Genomic DNA, 18,655 nt, shown 5'->3' with positions numbered 1-18,655 from the left:
AACTGATCCGGGAGCTTTTGATCCAAATGCTGCGGTAAGTTTGTCATGCATGAATCGCGCGGCCGTTGAATTCTCATGCACGTAGTGGTGCGTGGCCGCGACGACAGGCGAGTTCATCGATCGTCATTCCCGGTCGTGAAGGGTGATCGAGCTTGGGCATCGTAAGGTATTACTAACGAGCCCTTGCCGCCCGGTAGTAGCTCTCGTCGACGTAGCGTGCCGGATCGGCCAGCGTCTTCTGCGGGCGCCCGAGTTCGGACCGGATCCGCAGCACTGTCGTCATGCCATCTGGATCGAGCGCACCGCCGCGCGCGAAGCCTTCGCGATCGCCGAGCAACGCATCGACATGCCGCTGCGCTGCGGCCTCGGGCACGTTTGGCAGATACTTCCGGTAAATCGACACTGCCTCTGCGCGGTTCTTCGGATCGAACAGCCAGTCGATTGCCTCGCTCGATGCACGGATGAACCCGACGAGCGCCTCGCGGTTGCTCTTCGCCCAGCTGTGCCGCGCCATTCCGACGATCGTCTGGTAGGGGCCAAGCACATCGACCGCGTTGGCGAGCCGCCGATAGCCGCGCGACTCCGGCGCGATCTCCAGTGGCGTCGTCAGAATCGTTCCCGCGAACTTGTTATCCATCAGCGCCTGCGCACGCACGCCGGTTGCGCCGACCGACTCAAGGCGATAGTCGAGCTCCTTGAGACCGCCCAATTGCAGCAGCTTTTGCAGCACGAGCGAATAACCGGTCGCGACCGCGTCGACGCCAAGCGTCTTGCCGCGCAGGCCATCGTAGTCCTTGACGTCGGGGCTCACCACCAGGCGAACGGTCCCGCGCGAGACGCCCATGAACGCGAAGAAGTCGGGCGTGGCCGGCAGCGGGACCTCTCCCTGGCCTTCCTGGTAAGCGACGACATTGTCGAATGCGGCCAACGCGATGTCCTGCTCGCCCTTGACGAGGCCCTGGACCAGCACGACCGAGTTCGGAGTGGGGCTCACCTTTACCGAGAGCTTCTCGCGCGCGAACAGCCCCTTGTCCTCGGCGACCCAGAGCGGCAGGTTCGCTCCGCCGGGAAAGCTGATCACGCGCAGCGGTGTCTGGGCATGGGCGAGCGCAGCGATCGCGAAGGTGGCGACGCCGAGCAGAATGCGGTGGAACAACATCGATTTTTCCTTTTGGAGTAGGTAAATGGAGCCTTGGGCAAGATTTGAAGGGGGCGCAGTTGAGCGCGATGCCGTTGTGGAAGTCTTCATCATCGAATCTCCGTTTTCAAACGTTTTGCACCATCTGGCCCGAAGCAAGAATTCGTGTCTGCATCTCACGCCAGCACCGCCTTCACTCGCTCCGGCGTGAACGGAATGTCGCGCAGGCGGCGGCCGGTCGCGGCCGCAAAGGCATTCGCGATTGCTGCCGCGGTCGGGCCCTGCGCCCCTTCGCCCACCCCGAGGGAGCCCTCGGCACGGCGCTGAATCACCTCGACGTCAACTGCGGGCACTTCGCTGAAGCGCAGGATCGGGTAGTCGCTCCAGCTCCTGGTCTGCACGCCCGAGCGGTCGTACTTGAGGGCTTCCTTCAGCGTCCAGCTGGTCGACTGGATCACGCCGCCCTCGATCTGGTTCACGATGCCATCGGGGTTGACCGCGAGCCCCGCGTCCACCGCTGACCAGGCCCGGGTCACGCGCACGCTGCCGCTGGTGCGGTCGACCTCGACTTCGGCGACCACGGCGCAGTAGCAGGCGTGGTTCTTGTATCTGGCGAACCCGATCCCACGCCCGCGCAGCGTGCTGCCTTTGCCGCCGTCGCCCAGCGCGCCCGGCCGCCAGCCGCTCTTCTTGGCCACCGCTTCGATCACCGTTCGCGCGCGCTCGTCGCGCAGGTGCTTCAGGCGAAACGCCACCGGGTCAGCGCCCGCCGCCGCCGCGGCTTCGTCCATCATCGACTCGATCGCGAAGACGTTGGGGTAGGCCCCCAGCGTGCGCAACGACGAGGTGCGCAGAGGCGCGTCGGTCATGTAGTGCTTGAGGACCTTCTGGCTCGGAAATTCGTAGAGCGGGATCGAGTTGCGGTCGGAGCCACCGTTTGGCTGCGGGATGTCGGTGGGGAAAGTCGGCTGCGTCGGACTCGCTACGTACCACGACGCGAGCAGATTCACGCCCTCGCGTCCGCCCGGCCGCCGCGAATGCGGATAGCTCCACAACTCGTGCTGCCAGTCGACGATGCTGCCGTCTGCACCCAGCCCGGCGCGCATCGTCACGCTCATTGCCGAGCCGAAGGGCTCCCACATGAACTCGTCGTCGCGCATCCACTGCACCCTGACCGGCTTGCCCGGGACCGCGCGCGCGATGAGCGCCACATCGAATGCGACATCGTCTGCGCCGTTGTGGCCGTAGCAGCCTGCGCCTTCCATATGGATGCAGGTCACGCTGGCCGGCGCCACGCCGAGCGCGCGTGCAATGTCTCCGCGCAGCGGAAACACGCCCTGGCTGTGGGTCCAGACTGTCAGCTTGCCCTCCGCGGCTTGCGCCACCGCGCACGACGGGCCGATCGAGGCGTGCAGCTGAAATGCCCGGGTATAGCGCGCCTCGATCCGCTGTGCGGCCGGCGGCGCGTTCGGCGCCTTCTTTTCGTTCACGACTGAATCCTGCGTCGGCAGGCCCGGGTCGGCCTGATCGAACCGGTCGGCGAGCGTTTGAGGCAACTCAGGCCGCAACCAGACGGCTGCCTCGCGCAGCGCCTGGCGTGCCTTGATCGCCTGCTCCTCGCGCTCGCAGACGACTGCGATGAAACTGCCGTCGCGCACCACAGTGATGACGCCGGGCATCGCCTTGACGGCCGCGGTGTCGAGGTTCGTGAGTTCGGCGCGCGGCACCGGCGGCCGCACGACGCGCGCATGCACCATGCCGGGAAGCCGCAGATCCTGCAGGTAGGCCGCTCCGCCGGTGAGCTTTGCCGGGAGATCGCGCCGGGCGAGGCTTTGGCCGACCAGCTTGTACTGGCCTGGGTCCTTCGGCTTGGCCTTCGCGGTCGCCTCCCGGCGCAGCATCGCGTCCGTGGTGACCTCCCAGTAGGTTGTCTGTTTGCCACCGGGGGCGGCGATCGCCCCGTTGACGACGGTGAGCTCGCCCGAGGCCACGCCCAACTGGGCGGCCGCTGCGGCGAGCAGCAACTGGCGGGCTTCGGCGCAGGCGAAGCGGATGGCGGTGCCGCTCTGCTCGATCGACTGACTGCCCGCGGTCACACCCTCATCGGGCGTGCGCGACGTGTCGGGCGCCACCATGTCGATGCGCTGGTAGTCGACGTCAAGTTCGTCGGCGGCGATCTGGGCCAGCGCGCTCGCGATGCCCTGGCCGAGTTCCATCTTGCCGGTGAACACCGTCACGGTGCCGTTCGGGTTGATGCGCAGCCACGCCGACAGCTGGCGATTGTTGTTGAGGCTGCCGGGCAGGCGCGCCGGCACCGCTGCGCCTTGGGCCAGCGCATCAGGTGCCAGCGCGATGCCGACCACCAGGCCAGTGCCAGCTTTCAGGAAATTGCGGCGCGAAACGTTTGACAGTGCGGCGCTCATGATGCAGCGCCCCGGGACGCGCGCAGCACCGCACGCACAATGCGGTTGTGCGAGCCGCAGCGGCACAAATGGCCCTCAAGCGCTTGCTTGACATCGGCTTCGCTGGGTTTCGGGCTGCGCGCGAGCAGCGCCTGTGCGGCCATGACCATTCCGCTGCTGCAATAACCGCATTGGGCGGCCTGCTCCTCGATGAACGCCCGCTGCAGCGCGCTCGGTTTTTGCGTCGTGCCAAGACCTTCGATCGTCGTGATGCGGCCCTTGGCGACGGCGCCGACCGGGTACACGCAGGAGCGTTGTTCAACCCCGTCGATCAGCACGCTGCAGGCGCCGCACTGCGCCTGGCCGCAGCCGTATTTGGCGCCGTTCAGCGCAAGGTCGTTGCGCAGAACATAGAGTAGCGGCGTATCGGGATCGACCGTGACCGAGCGGGTCGCGCCGTTGACCCGTAGCGCTAACTTTTTTGGCATAGGACGGCTCCTTGACTTGATGTTGTTTGCCATGATTTGCGCCTGCGTTGAGTGGTGCTTGTTGCAGCTGGGAGGGAAAAGGGATCGCGGTGAACTTGACGCGCAGTCGGCTTCTCAGGGGCGCGACGCTGCCGGCCTGAGCCGGTACGCCTGCGCCAATGTGACGTAGCGCGGTGCGACGGCGCGATAGCTTGCGACTTCTGGTGGCTCGATCCGTCGCAGCAAACGGGCCGGGTTGCCGGCCCACAGCTCGCCGCTGCGGACGATCTTGCCCGGCGTGAGCACCGCGCCTGCCGCGAGCACGCCGTCGGTTTCGATCCGGCTGCCGTCGAGCACGCGCGCGCCGAAGCCGACGAAGGCGTAGTCGTCCAGCGTGCAGGAATGCAGCACCGCGGCGTGGCCGACCGTGCAAAAGCTGCCCACCTGCGTTGGCACGCCGCCGGTGCTGCCATGCACGATCGTGCCGTCCTGGATATTGCTGCCTTCGCCGATGCGAATCGCCTGCACGTCGCCGCGCACCACGACGCCGAACCAGATCGAGGCGAGAGCCGCAATGTGCACATCACAGATCACCGTGGCGCTCGGTGCGAGGAACGCGCTCGCATCGATGCGCGGTTCGGCGAAGAAATGCCTGGGGACATCGAGGTTGCTCATCGCTGGGCTCCGGCCGCTCCTGTCATTCGACGCGCATGCCGGCCGTCTTGGGCGAGCAGCGCGGCCGCATTCGAGGCCGTTGCGCAAGACATAAAGCAGGGTTTGCGCTGCGATTGAGTGATCGGCAAGGGAGTGTCGGTGGCAATGGGCATGGCGATCTTCAGCAAAATAGTGACAACGAGGGGAGGCGGAAATATCAAATTAGCACAATCGATTGCCTTTGAAGATAAGCAGTATTCCTGTTGTATTTCTTCATTGAATGGCATTTATTCGGCCGATAGATGCTGGCTTCAAGTAAAATAAAGGCAATCGATTGCCTTAGTATAAATACGCGCCCCATAACTGGCAAGGCAAACTTTCATTGGTGTTTTCCCTTGTGCTGGCGAGCTTCGATCTCCCTGGCTGGCGATGCCATGAGTAGTCGAGGCAGCATCGGATCGGCGTTACGTGTGCAAGAACCCGGCGAAGCCCCGCGTCACTATTGAGGAGAAGGTATCGCGCGAGAGGCCGGAGTGCATGCCGCGTCTGTGTCACGTGCGCTGTGCGGCATGGGGCCAAGGTGTCGCCAGAGGCGCGCCAGACGATTGGATGCATCGCGCAACAACCGGGCTACCTGCCCAATGCCTTCGCCGCTTCGCTTGGAGTACAGAGAATCAATTTGGGATAAGCGGCCCCTCCCGGCTCCTTGTGGCCGAGAGTGACGCCCCCGTGTTGGGCGCAGCTTGGCAAGCGCATATTTCCATGCGGCTCGTCAAGCGCGGGTTCGGTGCGGGCCGCTTTTCCGGCGTCGTCAACTGTGGCCGAGACAGTCGTGTGCTTCGTACTTGATCATCTTGTCGATCCAGCAACGCGGGTTGGCGCAGACCACCCAAAGACACGGGACTACTGCAAGCGAAGCTAGCTGGTCTTTCGAACGGATGCCGTGGACGATCTGACGATGAGCCTCGGTGTCAGCACGCGCATGCTCGGGTCCTGGTTAGGCGTCTTCAGATGTTCAAGCAGAAGCTGCGCGGCCTGTCGGCTCATTTGGTCCACCGCAATACGGACCGTGGTCAGCGGCGGTGCGATGAGGTCGACAAATGGCATATCGTTGTGGCCCACCACCGAGACATCACCCGGAACGGACAAGCGATGCTGATGGAGTGCGTCGAGCACGCCCATCGCAATCAAGTCATTGGCGCCAAAGATCGCAGTCGACGCCTTGGTCTGATTCAGCAACTCGAGTGTCGCCGCCAGGCCGGCCTGTCGAGTGAAGGCCCGAGCTTCAACGACGAGGGCTTGGACTCCGAGGCTCGCGCTCAACTCTTCAAACGCCTGGCGGCGGGCTCGTCCTGTCGATGAGCTGCTCGGTCCCGCGATATGTGCGATGGCCCTGTGACCCAGCTTCATCAGGTGCTCGAGCACAAGGTGAACGCTCTCGCGATCGTCATTGACCACGCTGGAAAATCGTCGTTCGCCGAAGCCGCGGTTGACCAGGACCGTGGGAAGTGAAAGTTGCTGCGCGGCCGTCAGCATCGGATCGTCGCTCTCCGCCGCCAGGACGAGCAGGCCACCCACTTGCCGGTTGGCGAGGGCGACCACGACATCCCGCCTCTCGTCGGGGTCCTCGGGTGTCTGAATAACCAGGCACATCAGCCCCTGCTTTCGCAGTTCAACCTCCAGGCCCTGGACGATGGGGCCAAAGAGGGGATTCCCCAGGTCGGGCACGACGATGCCAATGAGGTTCGTCTGCTTGGTCCGCAACGACGCCGCCATGACGTTGGGCCGGTAACCCATCTCCTTGGCTATCCGTTCGATCTTCTCCCGTGTCTGCGCAGACACCTTCTTGTCAATGCCGCGAAGGGCTCGAGACACGGAGGCAGGATGGACGCCGGCCGCTTTGGCAATGTCCTCGATGGTCGTTGGATTTCCTGATGGGGTATCTGAGTGCATTATTTTGGACAAACGATTGGCTTTCGTAATATGAAATTTAAGTGGATTTATCGCATTATCTTGATGAAAACACCCGCTTCATGGGTTCGGTGCTTGTGCTTTTTGAATTTCTACCGTATATTTAAGGCAATCGATTGCCCTAACCGAGACCTTAAATGCAAACATCGTCCCCCCCAAAAATCGCGCTGCCCGCGTCGGATCCCGCCGCATTGTTGCGAGCCGTCCTCGAGATGAACGCTACAACCGCAAATCCGCGACTGCGGCACATCCTGGATTCGCTGATCAGGCACGTGCACGCGTTCGCACTGGACGTCGATCTCTCTCCGGCGGAGCTGGAGTACGGGCTGGATTTTCTGGTGCGCATTGGGCAGGCGAGTGGTCCGAAGAAGCATGAAGGTATTCTGCTCGCAGACATTCTAGGGCTGGCGACGTTGGTGCAGCTGCGCGACGCCCGTCACGCGCTGGAAGCGGGCGGGACCGAGCCTGCGCTGATCGGCCCATTCTGGCGTGCCAATCAGCCGCTCCGGCAAAACGGCGAATGCATCACTTCTCCTGACACGCCGGGGGCGCCGCTGACCGTGACCGGCCATGTCCGGTCCCTGGATGGGACGCCAATTGCCGGTGCGCGCGTGGAAACCTGGCAGGCCTCGCCCAAGGGCTTGTACGAGAACCAGGATTCGACGCAGCAACCCATGAACCTGCGTGGGCGATTCGAAACCGACGCACAGGGGCGGTTCTCTTTCGTCAGCGTGCGGCCCGCCGGGTATCCCGTGCCCACTGACGGGCCATGCGGTGACCTGCTCGCCGCCCAGGGGCGCCATTCCATGCGCCCGGCCCATCTGCATTTCATCGTTGTAGCGCCAGGCCACAAGGTCCTGGCGACGCAGTACTTCGACGCCGAAGACCCGCACGCCTACGACGATGTTGTTTTCGGCGCCGTCGGTTCGCTCCTGCGGACTTTCGAGTCAAACGGCCAGGGCGGTTTCAAGCTCGATGTCGATCTCCGACTCGAGCCCGGCGATACGCGCGTCCCGAAATGCCCAATTCCCTGACCTGGAGATCAACATGAATACAAGAACCTTCGCACCGCGCGAGCGCCTGGACGGCGACATCGTGGTCATCACGGGTGGCACCGGCGCCATCGGACTTGCCACTGCACAAAGGGCGGCTCAGCTGGGCGCCCGGGTCGTTCTTCTCCATCGCGGGGGAGCAGGCGATGCGCAGCCGGCCTTGCGCGGGCTCGCCGGCTCGGGCCATTTCGCGGTCACGGCCTCCGTGACGGACAGTTCCTCATTGAGCGCCGCGGCCGAGTTCGTGCGCAAGGAAGCAGGCAATGCCAGCGTGCTCATCAACTGTGCCGGCTTCACCAAGCCCGTTGCCGCAGCCGACCTGGACGGCCTGAGCGACCAGTTGATCGACGACATCTTTGCGACCAACTGGCGCGGCACGTTCGCGGCCATCCGGGCTTTCGCCCCGCAGATGAAGGCCGCGGGCGACTCCGTGGTGGTCAACGTCTCGTCAATCGCCGCCTTCACCGGCATGGGCAGCAACCTGGCTTACTCCGCAGCCAAGGCGGGCACAGATGCGCTGACCAAAGCCCTGGCGAAGACGCTGGGACCGCAGATACGCTGCCTGGCCGTGTCGCCAGGGGTCGTCGATACGGGCTTTGTTCCGGGCCGCGATGCGGCGTTCAACGAGCGGGTGGGGCAATCGATTCCGCTCAAGCGCGTGGGCGTGGCTGACGACGTCGCGGCGGCGATCGTGGCGTGCTGCACCTCATTGCGCTACGCCACCGGCAGCATCATCGTCGCCGACGGTGGACGTCACCTCGGATAAGCGCCGGATAAGCGCCCAAACATAGATAGCCGGAGACCCCCGATGGAACAACCCACCATTCTGACTTGCGCCGTCACAGGCAACTTGACCACGCCGGAGCAGACGCCTCATCTGCCCATCACGCCGACCCAGATTGCCACCGCATGCCTTGAAGCAGCGGAGGCAGGTGCGGCGGTCGTGCACATCCATGTGCGCGATCCGCAGACGGGCCGGCCGTCCATGGACGTCGAGCTCTACGCCGAGGTTGTCGCAGAAATCCGGACTCGGCGTGCAGACCTCATCATCAACCTGACCACGGGGCCGGGCGGGAGGTTCGTCCCAAGTGATGACGATCCGCAGGTGGCTGCGCCCGGCAGCAACCTGATGGTTCCCGAGCGTCGGGTCGCGCATATTGCCGCGCTGAAGCCCGATATCTGCTCGCTCGACCTCAATACGATGAACTCGGGCGACCAGGTCGTCATCAACACGCCGAAGAATGTTCGCAGGATGGCCAAGGTCATCCGCGAGGCCGGTGCGGTTCCCGAGCTCGAATGCTTCGACAGCGGAGATCTCATGCTCGCCCAGGCGCTGATGGCCGATGGCAGCCTCGAGGGCCCCGGCCTTTACACCCTGGTGATGGGCGTGCGCTACGCCATGCCATTCAAGCCCGAAACCCTGTGGCACGCCCGCTCGCTGATAGCGCCGACGGCGCAGTGGTCCGCGTTTGCCATCGGCCGTCACGCATTCCCCGCCGTGGCACAGACCTACCTGCTCGGCGGCAATGTGCGCGTTGGCCTGGAGGACACCATCTATCTGGACCGCGGCGTCCTGGCCAAGAGCAACGCCGAACTCGTGAGCAGGGCCCGAAGAATCGTCGAGGACCTTGGCGGCCGGCTCGCCACGCCACGGCAGGCTCGCGAGCGTTGGGGGCTGCGCCCCTCGAATCAACCGTGAGCGGCAACGCCCGGCTCCCTGCAATTGCTTACTGAGAGGAATACACCATGAGAAACCAAGCTATCGGACGTGCCTTGCGTCTGACCCAAAAGGCCGTCACCCCGGATGCGCTGCTGCCGCAGATCGTCGAAATGCCCCTGCCCGAGCCGGCACCTGGCGAGGCGGTGATTGAAGTCCTTGCGGCCGCAGTGAACCCCAGTGACGTGAAGGCGGCGCTCGGACTGATGCCGCGTGCCATCTGGCCACGAATCCCGGGCCGCGACTTCGCCGGTCGCGTTGTCGCCGGACCGCGCGAGTGGATCGGCGTCGAGGTCTGGGGCACCGGCGGCGACCTGGGCATCACACGCGACGGTACGCACGCGCGCTACCTGGTGTTACCGGTGCAGGCGCTGACGCGCACCGCGAGCACGATGTCGCTCGCCGCGGCCGCGACGATCGGCGTGCCTTTCGTCACCGCGCATGAGGGACTGCGCCGCGCCGGCCTCAAAGGCGCCGGCCAGACGGTGGTCGTGTTCGGCGCCAATGGCAAGGTCGGCCAGGCGGCAGTTCAACTGGCAACGCGAGCGGGCGCCACCGTGGTGGGCGTGGAGGTGGGCGCCGAAGCCTATGTGGGCCATAGCACGGGTTCCGTGAACATGGTCAACGGGTCGCAGCAAGACCTGGCCGCCGCAGTTCTTGGTGCGACGGGGGGGCGAGGGGCCGACATCGCCTACAACACCGTTGGATCGCCGTACTTCGCGACAGCGATGGACAGCCTCGCAGTGGGAGGCATGCAGATTCTCATCTCGACGATTGAGCGCCACGTGCCCTTCGATATCCTGGGTTTTTATCGACGCAATCTGCAGATGCTGGGCGTGGACAGCCTGAAACTGGACGTGAGCCAGTGTGCCCAGATCCTGACGCTGCTGCTGCCCGGCTTCGAGGACGGCTCGCTGAAGGCCTTCGACGTCGACGAGACGACCCTGCTTCCTCTGGAAGAAGCGCCGAACGCCTATCGCCGTGTGCTTGAAGGCACGCGCGACCGCATTGTTCTCGCGCCCTAAGGTCGGAGCCGCACCATGAATATCGTTGAGCACAACAGCGCACCCCTTTACGACGCGCCCGGTCACCAAGGCATGGTGATGCGGCGTCTGCAGGGCAAAGAGGCCGGACCGAGCCAGAGTGTCTGGATCGGTCTATCCGTCATCGAACCCGGAGGAGGCACGACATCTGCTGCCTCCGATGTGGAGAAGTTCTATGTCGTGCTATCGGGCGAACTGACTGTCGTCGCCCGCCAGGGCGCCATCGTGCGGGAAGCCAAGTTGAGGCCCCTGGACAGCTGCCGCATCGAGCCGGCAGAGGCACGGCAGCTACTCAACCAAACCGATTCACCCGCCACCGTGCTACTGGTCATGCCCAACAAGGCTTAGCAGTAGCAGTCAATCAATTTGCATTCGAGGAACGAGGAGACATACATGAAATCAAACCCAAAAAACCGTCGTCACGCGCTCAATGTACTGATGGCCGGCGTTGTCGCCGGGCTCGTCGGTCACTCATCGCTCGTGCGGGCGCAAGACAGCTATCCGAGGCAACCCATCAAGTTCCTGGTCCCATTCACTGCGGGTTCCGGTACAGATGTCATCGCACGAACGATCAGCGAGCAGTTGGGGAAGGCGTTCAAGCAGCCCATCGTCATTGAGAACAAACCGGGAGCAGGGGGTACCTTGGGCGCCTCACAGGTCGCGAGCGCCAACGCCGATGGGTACACGGTGCTCATTCACTCCGCAAGTCACGTCGCCAACGCTGCGCTGTACCCGGCGCTGAAGTACGACACATTGAAGGACTTCACGCCGATCACGATGCTTGCGACCTTGCCAAATGTGCTGGTGACAGGGCCGGGCAAGGACTTCAAGACGGTGCAGGAACTAGTTCAGAAGGCGAAAGCCGCTCCAGGGACGTACATGTACGCCTCGGCGGGCAACGGCAGCGCTACGCACATGAACGCGGAGAAGTTCCGAGCCTCGGCGGGGATTAATGCGAACCACGTCCCGTTCAAAGGTACGCCCGAGGCGTTGAACGAGGTCATGGCGGGTCGGATCGACTGGTTCTTCGCCCCCCTGGTCTCTGCACTGCCGCTGATCAAGGGCGGCAAGCTGGTCGCACTCGCGGTCGGGACCCCCAAGCGCTCCGTTGCGCTGCCGAATGTGCCGACGACGCTCGAAGCGGGCTTCACCGGGTCGGACTACACCTTTTGGGTTGGCATGTTTGTGCCGGCCAGGACGCCGGCGGACGTGGTGGAGCGCATCCACGCAGAAACGGCCAAGGTTCTGAAGTCAGACGTCGTGCGCGAGCGCCTGGAGACGCTCGGCGCTGAGGTCGCTCCCATGCCGCAGTCGCAGTTCGCCGCGCTGGTCAAAGCCGAAGCGGGCGACGCTGCGGCGCTGATCAGGAAAGTCGGCATGAAGGTGGACTGACCCGCAACACCGAGACATGCCTTTTTTTCTTTGCATGTCGACAGGACCGTCATCTCGCCACGCTTGGTCGCGTTCCGATCGCGCCGGACCGCCCCTGACCGCTCCTTTCCCCTCGTCTTGCCAGCGCTGAGGCAATCCACTTCCACTATCCAAGAGAACCATCATGAAGAAATCACTCGCAGCTATTCTTGCTTTTGGCGCCCTGGGCACCGCATTTGCCCAATCCACCGTCACCATCTTCGGCAGCATCGACCTCAACCTCACGTACTCGAAGGCTGGCGGCAATTCGGCCACGGGAATGGACCAGGGAGGCTACCTTTTGCCGAGCCGCATTGGATTTCGCGGCGTTGAAGATCTGGGCGGAGGTCTTTCGGCAGGATTCTGGCTCGAAACCGGAATACTGCCGGACACCGGCGCCATACAGGGCGCGTTGTTTGGCCGCCGCTCGACCGTCAGCTTGATGAGCAGGGACTACGGCGAGTTGCGTCTAGGGCGCGATAACACGCCCGTGTTCTGGAATATTTCCACGTTTGCTCCCTTCGGAACGGTGGGTGTAGGCGGCAGCAGCAACATCATTGAAGGTTGGCCGATCGGCCTCGGCAGTGCAAAAACACTGACCCGGGCGAGCAATTCTGTGGGCTACTTTCTGCCCGGCAACCTTGGCGGCGTCTATGGACAGTTCATGTTCGCGGCGGCTGAGGGCGTGAACGGCGCGCGTCACACCGGTGGCCGACTTGGCTACCAGTCCGGGCCGCTCAACGTCGCCACGGCATACGGCAGAACGGCTGCAGGCGCGAATAACTACACCACGGCTACTGTCGGAGGAAGCTACGACTTCGGTATCGTCAAGGCTTACGTCAACTACCTGCAGCACAAGCTTGGCAGCGACAAGCAAACCAACGTGCTGGTTGGTGCCGCGGTTCCCGTAGGCGCTGGCCACGTCAAGGCGTCCTTTGCCCGCTCCAATCGCTCTGGCCCAGGGGTAGACGCGGACGATGCCCGGCAGGCGGCCGTCGGGTACACCTACGCCCTGAGCAAACGGACGACGCTCTATAGCGCTTACTCGCGCATCACCAATTACGGCAATGCCGCGTATGTGACGGCTGACTCGTCACCGGAGGGCATACCGGGGGCGAAGGCGTCCGGTATCCAGATGGGTATCAATCACGCCTTTTGACGCTTGGCGAGTCGGATCTGGCCGGACCTGGGCTGCTTGCAGCGCAGGTCCGCCTGATGGTCAATGCCCGTCAGCTGACTTCCTCGGCTGCGCCGAGCAAGGCGTAGCCGGCATTGCTGACCACCACATCAATGCGCGTCAAGTCTACGAACGCTTCATCGACGACGCGACGGACAGCGGCACCATCAACTACGTCGAGGACGCCCACCCAGAGGCGGCCACCGTACAGCGACGATAAGTCGGCCAACGCGTCAGGCTTGCGCACGGTGGCGGCGACGCGGTCGCCGCGCTGAAGAAGAATCTCGGTGAGCTGGCGACCAAACCCGCTGCTCGCGCCTGTAATGAACCAAGTTTTCGACATATCGAATCTCTCTTTCTGGTAATTCGTTGAATTCAGTAGACCGGCAGTCGCGTCACGCGCGGCCGCTACACGCCGTCCGTCATCAACTCCGCCAATTCGGCGCGCAGGGCGCCGACCTTTTCCTTGCCGTTGAGCCGCTCCACGCGACATTGCGCCTCGCTCCAAAGTGGTTCAGCCTGTTCAAACAGCCTGGTGCCTTCGTCGGTCAGTTCGACGATTCGAGTACGCCCGTCTGTCGGGGACGGCCCAATCCGGACCAGACCGTCACGCTCCAACGTCGTAGCCATCTTTCCCATCGCCGTCCGCTCGGTATCGAGCTTGTCGGCGAGAGCGTTGACCGATGCACGCTTCCTTTCCTTCAGCGCTGCCAGAATCAGAAACTGTGTGATGCGCAGGCCGGTGGGCTGCAGGTGCGCGTCATACAGTCTGGAGATTTGACGGGCAGCTCGCTTGAGCGCAAAGCAACTGCATTGGTCCAACGTCGGTAGCTGATGGATTGATGGCATGCTGGGAACCACGACCAAATATCAGACGAAGGCTGCGCGGTTCTGGGCAATGAACTCCGGAATCGACAGCGGTGGCGTGCCTGTGACTTTCTCGACAATGTCGTTGGTCCCGGAGAACACGCCGTTTTGGTAGTCCTGAGCGACCTCGCAAAGATGTTGCACGAGGAATGGGTTGAACTTGTATGACTGCTCCATCCTTTGCCGGAACGCTTCAATCGACAGAGGGGAGTACGAAATCTTTGCGCCGAGCACCTCGCTCATGTCCGCAGCAATCTCGTCATGGTCCATCTCGCGCGGTCCGTGCAACGGGTAGATTTTCCCACCGTGGCCCTCTGGTGCGCTCAGGATGTGCGCAATGACGCGCCCCTGGTCGTCCGTGCTGATGGGCGCATGCCGCCCCTTGCCGAAGGGAAACACAATGTTCTTGCTCGCCCAAATCTCCTTGGCGAAATGCGGATACACCAGCCAGTCCGCGAAGAAGGTGGGACGCAGGTGGGTTGTCGGGACACCAGACCAATCGAAGACGCGCTCCGACATCCAGTGGTCCCGGGCCGCGTTGCTCTTCGAGTCACGGCGTGCCGAGATTTGCGACATGTTGACGATGGCCGAGACGCCAGCCTCCTTCGCCGCCTGCGCGAAGAAGGCGCTGGCCTGGACGATGCCCGGACTTATGGGGTGCAAAAAGTAGGCCGAGCGGATGCCCTGCATGGCGGCCTTGATGGTGTCGATATCAGTGAAATCGCCGATGGCAATTTCCACACCTCTCTTTCGAAGTGCGGCAGCGTCCTCGCCGTCCTTGCGGACGTACGCCCTCACGCGCTTGTCCATCTTTAACAGCGTGTCGATGGCAACGCCGCCGGTGCGGCCGGTTGCACCGCTCACAAGAATGTCTGCTTTGTTCATGACGATTTCTCCATTAAGTTAAGCGGCATAGGCACCAAGTGCACTGCACCGACAAGGGACACAAAATCCCGCGCCTCGCGGGGTTCAACTCTCAAAGGGGGCATGGTCGAGCAAGTCGCATACGTCGGGAATCTCGAATCCATGGACATGGCGACGTCCGATATCGGCCAATCCTGTGCCGATGGTTGTATGAGGCTTGTTCCGGGCCACTTCCGCCAGAGCCTGCTGAAAGGCCGCTTTGAATCCGACACGGGGGTACAGGGCCAGCGTGTCGTCGATGAGGGATGGCGTGATTTCGTCCATGCGGAGGCCCATCACATCCACATGCGCGCCCATGTGGACCAACGCGACTTCCGGTTCTCTGCGTTCGGCGATGCCCGCGCTCGAGTGAAGCGCAATCGCATCCCAAACCAGTTGAGCCGATGATTCCGCGTAGCCGTCCGCCATGAGAATGCGGCTTGCCGCGTCTGCGCCATCGACCTCAAAGCGTTGGTCGGCCATGTACTCGCTGGTCAGGCCCAGGTCGTGAAGCAGGGATGCGAGGTACACGGCCTCGCGGTCGTATTTCATGCCGCGCTTGCGACCCAGGAATTCAGAGAACCACCACGTGCGGTGGACATGGTTCTTCATTGCTGTTGAATGAACGCGGTCCACGAGGGATGCAGCTTTGCGGGCCAGCACGGAACTTGGAGCGCCGATTCCTCCGATGAGAATTGGTTCTTCCATGATGCTTACTCCTAAAAGGTATCGATGACTGGCTTCTACTTTAGGAGCATATGCAGCGGCATAAATGACATTTTTTGGATGTTTAATGCCAAAATGGGATGTGCTTGGCGAAGGAAAAACCGATGACAAAACGAAAAAATCCTGGCAAGCCGCTCGAAGGCGCGGCGCAGAGGCGGGTTGTGATTTTGGGCTTGCCCCCGGTAGACGCGCTCGACGTCATAGGCCCAGCCGAGGTCTTTACCTTTGCAAATTACCTGCGCAGTGGAGAACGGGCTCCTTACGTGTTGGAACTCGTATGTGCTGGGCCGGAGTTGTACATGGAGAGCGAGACAGGCATCGGTTTCAGAGGGCACAAGACACTTGAGCAAGAGAGTCGTTCGAACCGACCTATCGATACCTTGATTGTTACGACGGGTGCCACACCCATTGACCGGTTGGACGACTTCGTCGCGGACTGGATTCGTGCTTGTTCGCGGAAAGTGCGGCGAGTGTGCTCGATATGCGTCGGAGCGTTCGCGCTCGCTGAGGCGGGGCTCTTAGACGGCCGCCGGGCCACGACGCATTGGTCGATGGCACGTCGTTTGGCTGAGCGCTACCCCAGGGTGCTGGTTGATCCGAATCCCATCTGGGTGAAGGATGGCAACGTCTACACCTCGGCCGGCATATCAGCCGGCATTGACCTTGCACTTGCCCTTGTTGGCGAGGACCTGGGCAACGACATCGCCCTGGACGTCGCCAAGAACCTGGTTCTCTTTTTACGGCGCCCCGGCGGTCAGGCGCAGTTCAGCGTCTCCCTGCAGGCACAGCATGGGCTCAGCCCCAATCTGGAGCAACTGCGGGTCTGGATAAGCGAGCATCTGCAACTGGACCTCTCGGTCGAGGTTCTAGCGGACCGTCTATCCACGAGCGTGCGTACGTTGATTCGAACCTTCGAGCGCGAGTTGAATACAACGCCAGCAAAGTACGTCGAAGAGGTTCGACTCGAGTCCGTCTGCAGAGCGCTGGAGCTTGGGGGCCGCTCCTTGGCGGAGATTGCCCGCCGGTGCGGCTACAACAGCGTGGATGTGCTGAGAAAAGCATTTGCTCGGCGACTTGGGGTGAGTCCCAAAGAGTATGCGCAACGTTTCGCGAAGGATTAGTAGTGGCTTGAAAAATTTCCTGATGGCAAGCCCAGAATTACAACGCGCTTGCATGCTGCGGCCGTGAGCCGGTCGCTTGGAGCTACTTCGTTTTCATCAATGCCCCTCGGCAAACCAAATTTGCGATTTTGGCAAAAGTCATCCGACAATATTCATTCCTGCCGCCTCGATGCTGCCTAGGATAGAAGGCTAATAAACGCACACCGAAGTAGCACTCAACATGGACGCATTGGCCTCCATCGGAGGCGTCAGGGCTGCCCTGCGGAAATCGGCCTTAGGCCTTTCGGCGCCAAGGAAGATGCTATTCCGACCGCTGGCCCACAGACCCTCGGCCAACTGCTCCTCACGACCGTGACGGTGTTGCGCGATGCGGTTGGCAACCGTGCGTTCTGGGTGCTTTTTGGAACCTTTTCATCTGCGGTGCGTCGACCAATGGCCTAATCCAGACCCACTTCATCAGCATGCGCGGCGATTACGGCATTGCCCCGGTATCCATGTGGCTTTGCTTTCTCTGGCTTGCTGCGTCATCTGCGTTCGTTCTCTGCACACGTTTTGTTAGCCGCTCTAAGTACTCCTGGGGCTAAACGTTCTGGGGAAGTAAACCGCGGATTCACGGGTTTTGAGGCGGTAGCCCATCGCCGGCCGGGGCGATCCTACGTCGAGGAATCCGTCCTCCTTCAGGAAATCAGCCGCCAGGGCGCGCGTGCGAAAACCACTCTTGTCGATGGCTCGTCCCAGAACGACTTCATAGACCTTCTGCAGTTGTGGAAGCGTGAACGGTTCGGGCAGAAGGAACGCGGGCAGCGAGGTGTACTCCACCTTGCTCCGCAGGCGCTCCAGTGCCGCCTGCAGGATGTCGCCATGGTCAAACGCCAGCCGCTTGCGGGGTGATGGTTCGTCCACCGGGTGCCACTTGGCCGGTGCGGCCTCGTCCTGCGCCAGTTGTACGGAGTCAGCCGGCAACAAGGCAAAGTAGGCATGCGTTGCCGACCAGCCGCGCGGATCGCGGCTCTTGCCTCCCCAACTGCCCAGTTGCTCCAGATAAGGACTCTTCACGCCTGTCTTGTCGAGCAGCTTGCGCCTGGCGCAGGCCTCCAGCGTGTCGTCCTTCCTCACGTCCACAAAGCCGCCAGGCAGGGCCCAGGCATTCGGGAAGGGCTCCGCAGGCCCATCGGGCCGCTTGACCAGCAGGACCTGCAAGTGGTCATCCAACACGGTGAAGATCACCACATCGACCGTGGTCAACGGTCGTTCAAAGCTCAGCTTGCTTTCTTTGGTCGCCATGTTTGCGCTCCTCGTTGACAAACCTGAATTAAGTTGTATTATGCAACTTATATTGGGTTGTTCAGTACAACCTATTGAATTCAACAGCCGGTTCAGCAACCAAAAGGAGAGCGCACCATGTTAGGCATCAGATTCATCAAGTCCCAACCGACGGTTCACCTGATCCAGTTCAAAAAGGGGAAAGTGGTGCGTGAGGGCGCCGGCCAGTCGTTCTACTACTACGCGCCCACTTCCACCGTGGTGGCGGTACCCGTGGCCAGCGCCCATCACCCCTTCATGCTGACCCTGGTGACGTCCGACTTCCAGAATGTCACGGTGCAGGGTCAGGTCACCTACCAGGTCAAAACGCCCCAGCTGACCGCCCGCCTGATGGATTTCTCCCTCAAGGCCAATGGTCAGGGCTATGCATCGGACGATCCGCTCAAGCTCGGTGACCGGGTGGGCATGCAGGTCCAGGTGATCATCCAGCAAAAAGTCCAGGCCCTGGCCCTCAAGGAGGCCTTGCTGTCCTCAGCCGAAATCGCCCGGCACGCCGAAGCCAGCCTTGGCGCCCAGCCCGAGATCGCCGCCTTGGGCCTGCAAGTCCTTGGCGTCTCCATCCTGGCCATCAAGCCGACCCCCGACATTGCCCGGGCCCTGGAAGCCGAATCCCGCGAGGCCAACCTGAAAGCCGCAGATGACGCCATCTACCTGCGCCGCATGGCCCTGCGCCGCATGGCCGCG

At 62.5% G+C, this 18,655-nt stretch carries 19 protein-coding genes; 9 read left to right on the top strand and 10 right to left on the bottom strand.

Annotated features, from left to right (window positions below):
• Nucleotides 1-172: 172 nt before the first annotated feature.
• The 5 genes from AC1DUR_RS23015 to AC1DUR_RS22995 all read right to left on the bottom strand — a co-directional run bounded on the left by AC1DUR_RS23015 (nucleotide 173) and on the right by AC1DUR_RS22995 (nucleotide 6,614).
• The gene (locus AC1DUR_RS23015; RefSeq protein ID WP_477717839.1) at nucleotides 173-1,159 is read right to left on the bottom strand and encodes an ABC transporter substrate-binding protein; all 987 of its coding nucleotides are present in this window, start codon (nucleotides 1,157-1,159) and stop codon (nucleotides 173-175) included.
• 155 nt (nucleotides 1,160-1,314) lie between these two features.
• The gene (locus AC1DUR_RS23010; RefSeq protein WP_477717838.1) at nucleotides 1,315-3,561 is read right to left on the bottom strand and encodes a xanthine dehydrogenase family protein molybdopterin-binding subunit; all 2,247 of its coding nucleotides are present in this window, start codon (nucleotides 3,559-3,561) and stop codon (nucleotides 1,315-1,317) included.
• Nucleotides 3,558-4,028 carry a (2Fe-2S)-binding protein gene (locus AC1DUR_RS23005; RefSeq protein WP_477717837.1) on the bottom strand — a complete coding sequence of 157 codons (471 nt, stop codon included), beginning with the start codon at nucleotides 4,026-4,028 and terminating at the stop codon, nucleotides 3,558-3,560. The genes AC1DUR_RS23010 and AC1DUR_RS23005 overlap by 4 nt, the downstream gene beginning before the upstream one ends.
• A 114-nt stretch (nucleotides 4,029-4,142) precedes the next feature.
• Nucleotides 4,143-4,682: a gamma carbonic anhydrase family protein gene (locus AC1DUR_RS23000; protein WP_477717836.1), complete on the bottom strand. Its 540-nt coding sequence runs from the start codon at nucleotides 4,680-4,682 to the stop codon at nucleotides 4,143-4,145.
• 897 nt (nucleotides 4,683-5,579) lie between these two features.
• Nucleotides 5,580-6,614: a LacI family DNA-binding transcriptional regulator gene (locus tag AC1DUR_RS22995; RefSeq protein WP_477717835.1), complete on the bottom strand. Its 1,035-nt coding sequence runs from the start codon at nucleotides 6,612-6,614 to the stop codon at nucleotides 5,580-5,582.
• Nucleotides 6,615-6,769: 155 nt separating this feature from the next.
• Here AC1DUR_RS22995 and AC1DUR_RS22990 point away from each other — a divergent pair, with 155 nt between their 5' ends.
• The 7 genes from AC1DUR_RS22990 to AC1DUR_RS22960 all read left to right on the top strand — a co-directional run bounded on the left by AC1DUR_RS22990 (nucleotide 6,770) and on the right by AC1DUR_RS22960 (nucleotide 13,013).
• Nucleotides 6,770-7,666, top strand: a complete 897-nt coding sequence (locus tag AC1DUR_RS22990; RefSeq protein WP_477717834.1) for a dioxygenase family protein — start codon at nucleotides 6,770-6,772, stop codon at nucleotides 7,664-7,666.
• Nucleotides 7,667-7,679: 13 nt separating this feature from the next.
• Nucleotides 7,680-8,450 (top strand): SDR family NAD(P)-dependent oxidoreductase, encoded by a 771-nt coding sequence (locus AC1DUR_RS22985; RefSeq protein ID WP_477717833.1) that lies wholly within the window; start codon nucleotides 7,680-7,682, stop codon nucleotides 8,448-8,450.
• A 42-nt stretch (nucleotides 8,451-8,492) separates the two neighbouring features.
• Nucleotides 8,493-9,383, top strand: a complete 891-nt coding sequence (locus AC1DUR_RS22980) for a beta-keto acid cleavage family enzyme (protein ID WP_477717832.1) — start codon at nucleotides 8,493-8,495, stop codon at nucleotides 9,381-9,383.
• Between the two features lie 47 nt (nucleotides 9,384-9,430).
• Complete coding sequence (locus AC1DUR_RS22975) at nucleotides 9,431-10,426, top strand: quinone oxidoreductase family protein (RefSeq protein WP_477717831.1); 996 nt, start codon at nucleotides 9,431-9,433, stop codon at nucleotides 10,424-10,426.
• Nucleotides 10,427-10,441: 15 nt separating this feature from the next.
• Nucleotides 10,442-10,792 (top strand): cupin domain-containing protein, encoded by a 351-nt coding sequence (locus AC1DUR_RS22970; protein ID WP_477717830.1) that lies wholly within the window; start codon nucleotides 10,442-10,444, stop codon nucleotides 10,790-10,792.
• Nucleotides 10,793-10,837: 45 nt separating this feature from the next.
• Entirely contained in the window at nucleotides 10,838-11,836 is a 999-nt protein-coding gene (locus AC1DUR_RS22965) for a tripartite tricarboxylate transporter substrate binding protein (RefSeq protein WP_477717829.1), read from the top strand.
• Between the two features lie 163 nt (nucleotides 11,837-11,999).
• Nucleotides 12,000-13,013, top strand: coding sequence for a porin (locus tag AC1DUR_RS22960; protein WP_477717828.1), 1,014 nt, complete (start codon nucleotides 12,000-12,002; stop codon nucleotides 13,011-13,013).
• Between the two features lie 70 nt (nucleotides 13,014-13,083).
• On the opposite strand, the gene AC1DUR_RS22955 is transcribed toward AC1DUR_RS22960, so the two are convergent.
• The 4 genes from AC1DUR_RS22955 to AC1DUR_RS22940 form a co-directional block, all read right to left on the bottom strand.
• Nucleotides 13,084-13,374 carry an SDR family NAD(P)-dependent oxidoreductase gene (locus AC1DUR_RS22955; RefSeq protein WP_477717827.1) on the bottom strand — a complete coding sequence of 97 codons (291 nt, stop codon included), beginning with the start codon at nucleotides 13,372-13,374 and terminating at the stop codon, nucleotides 13,084-13,086.
• A 65-nt stretch (nucleotides 13,375-13,439) separates the two neighbouring features.
• Nucleotides 13,440-13,880 carry a MarR family winged helix-turn-helix transcriptional regulator gene (locus AC1DUR_RS22950; RefSeq protein WP_477717826.1) on the bottom strand — a complete coding sequence of 147 codons (441 nt, stop codon included), beginning with the start codon at nucleotides 13,878-13,880 and terminating at the stop codon, nucleotides 13,440-13,442.
• Nucleotides 13,881-13,901: 21 nt separating this feature from the next.
• Nucleotides 13,902-14,783 (bottom strand): NmrA family NAD(P)-binding protein, encoded by an 882-nt coding sequence (locus tag AC1DUR_RS22945; protein WP_477717825.1) that lies wholly within the window; start codon nucleotides 14,781-14,783, stop codon nucleotides 13,902-13,904.
• 84 nt (nucleotides 14,784-14,867) lie between these two features.
• The gene (locus AC1DUR_RS22940) at nucleotides 14,868-15,509 is read right to left on the bottom strand and encodes an HD domain-containing protein (RefSeq protein WP_477717824.1); all 642 of its coding nucleotides are present in this window, start codon (nucleotides 15,507-15,509) and stop codon (nucleotides 14,868-14,870) included.
• A gap of 122 nt (nucleotides 15,510-15,631) precedes the next feature.
• On the opposite strand from AC1DUR_RS22940, the gene AC1DUR_RS22935 reads away from it, so the two are divergent.
• The gene (locus AC1DUR_RS22935) at nucleotides 15,632-16,648 is read left to right on the top strand and encodes a GlxA family transcriptional regulator (protein WP_477717823.1); all 1,017 of its coding nucleotides are present in this window, start codon (nucleotides 15,632-15,634) and stop codon (nucleotides 16,646-16,648) included.
• Between the two features lie 564 nt (nucleotides 16,649-17,212).
• On the opposite strand, the gene AC1DUR_RS22930 is transcribed toward AC1DUR_RS22935, so the two are convergent.
• Entirely contained in the window at nucleotides 17,213-17,932 is a 720-nt protein-coding gene (locus tag AC1DUR_RS22930; protein WP_477717822.1) for an NUDIX hydrolase, read from the bottom strand.
• 117 nt (nucleotides 17,933-18,049) lie between these two features.
• On the opposite strand from AC1DUR_RS22930, the gene AC1DUR_RS22925 reads away from it, so the two are divergent.
• Nucleotides 18,050-18,655, top strand: a 606-nt coding sequence (locus tag AC1DUR_RS22925; protein ID WP_477722205.1) for an SPFH domain-containing protein, incomplete at its 3' end; no start/stop codon positions are given.

It is taken from the genome of Polaromonas sp. P4_F4 (assembly GCF_056401355.1).
The sequence above is the reverse complement of the archived record's forward strand: the minus strand, read 5'-3'. Positions and strand labels throughout refer to the sequence as shown.

Excerpts from the sequence above, each read along its gene's own strand:
- AC1DUR_RS23015 (WP_477717839.1), bottom strand. The coding sequence starts at position 1,159 with ATGTTGTTCCACCGCATTCTGCTCGGCGTCGCCACCTTCGCGATCGCT.
- AC1DUR_RS23010 (WP_477717838.1), bottom strand. The coding sequence starts at position 3,561 with ATGAGCGCCGCACTGTCAAACGTTTCGCGCCGCAATTTCCTGAAAGCT.
- AC1DUR_RS23005 (WP_477717837.1), bottom strand. The coding sequence starts at position 4,028 with ATGCCAAAAAAGTTAGCGCTACGGGTCAACGGCGCGACCCGCTCGGTC.
- AC1DUR_RS23000 (WP_477717836.1), bottom strand. The coding sequence starts at position 4,682 with ATGAGCAACCTCGATGTCCCCAGGCATTTCTTCGCCGAACCGCGCATC.
- AC1DUR_RS22995 (WP_477717835.1), bottom strand. The coding sequence starts at position 6,614 with ATGCACTCAGATACCCCATCAGGAAATCCAACGACCATCGAGGACATT.
- AC1DUR_RS22990 (WP_477717834.1), top strand. The coding sequence starts at position 6,770 with ATGCAAACATCGTCCCCCCCAAAAATCGCGCTGCCCGCGTCGGATCCC.
- AC1DUR_RS22985 (WP_477717833.1), top strand. The coding sequence starts at position 7,680 with ATGAATACAAGAACCTTCGCACCGCGCGAGCGCCTGGACGGCGACATC.
- AC1DUR_RS22980 (WP_477717832.1), top strand. The coding sequence starts at position 8,493 with ATGGAACAACCCACCATTCTGACTTGCGCCGTCACAGGCAACTTGACC.
- AC1DUR_RS22975 (WP_477717831.1), top strand. The coding sequence starts at position 9,431 with ATGAGAAACCAAGCTATCGGACGTGCCTTGCGTCTGACCCAAAAGGCC.
- AC1DUR_RS22970 (WP_477717830.1), top strand. The coding sequence starts at position 10,442 with ATGAATATCGTTGAGCACAACAGCGCACCCCTTTACGACGCGCCCGGT.
- AC1DUR_RS22965 (WP_477717829.1), top strand. The coding sequence starts at position 10,838 with ATGAAATCAAACCCAAAAAACCGTCGTCACGCGCTCAATGTACTGATG.
- AC1DUR_RS22960 (WP_477717828.1), top strand. The coding sequence starts at position 12,000 with ATGAAGAAATCACTCGCAGCTATTCTTGCTTTTGGCGCCCTGGGCACC.
- AC1DUR_RS22955 (WP_477717827.1), bottom strand. The coding sequence starts at position 13,374 with ATGTCGAAAACTTGGTTCATTACAGGCGCGAGCAGCGGGTTTGGTCGC.
- AC1DUR_RS22950 (WP_477717826.1), bottom strand. The coding sequence starts at position 13,880 with ATGCCATCAATCCATCAGCTACCGACGTTGGACCAATGCAGTTGCTTT.
- AC1DUR_RS22945 (WP_477717825.1), bottom strand. The coding sequence starts at position 14,783 with ATGAACAAAGCAGACATTCTTGTGAGCGGTGCAACCGGCCGCACCGGC.
- AC1DUR_RS22940 (WP_477717824.1), bottom strand. The coding sequence starts at position 15,509 with ATGGAAGAACCAATTCTCATCGGAGGAATCGGCGCTCCAAGTTCCGTG.
- AC1DUR_RS22935 (WP_477717823.1), top strand. The coding sequence starts at position 15,632 with ATGACAAAACGAAAAAATCCTGGCAAGCCGCTCGAAGGCGCGGCGCAG.
- AC1DUR_RS22930 (WP_477717822.1), bottom strand. The coding sequence starts at position 17,932 with ATGGCGACCAAAGAAAGCAAGCTGAGCTTTGAACGACCGTTGACCACG.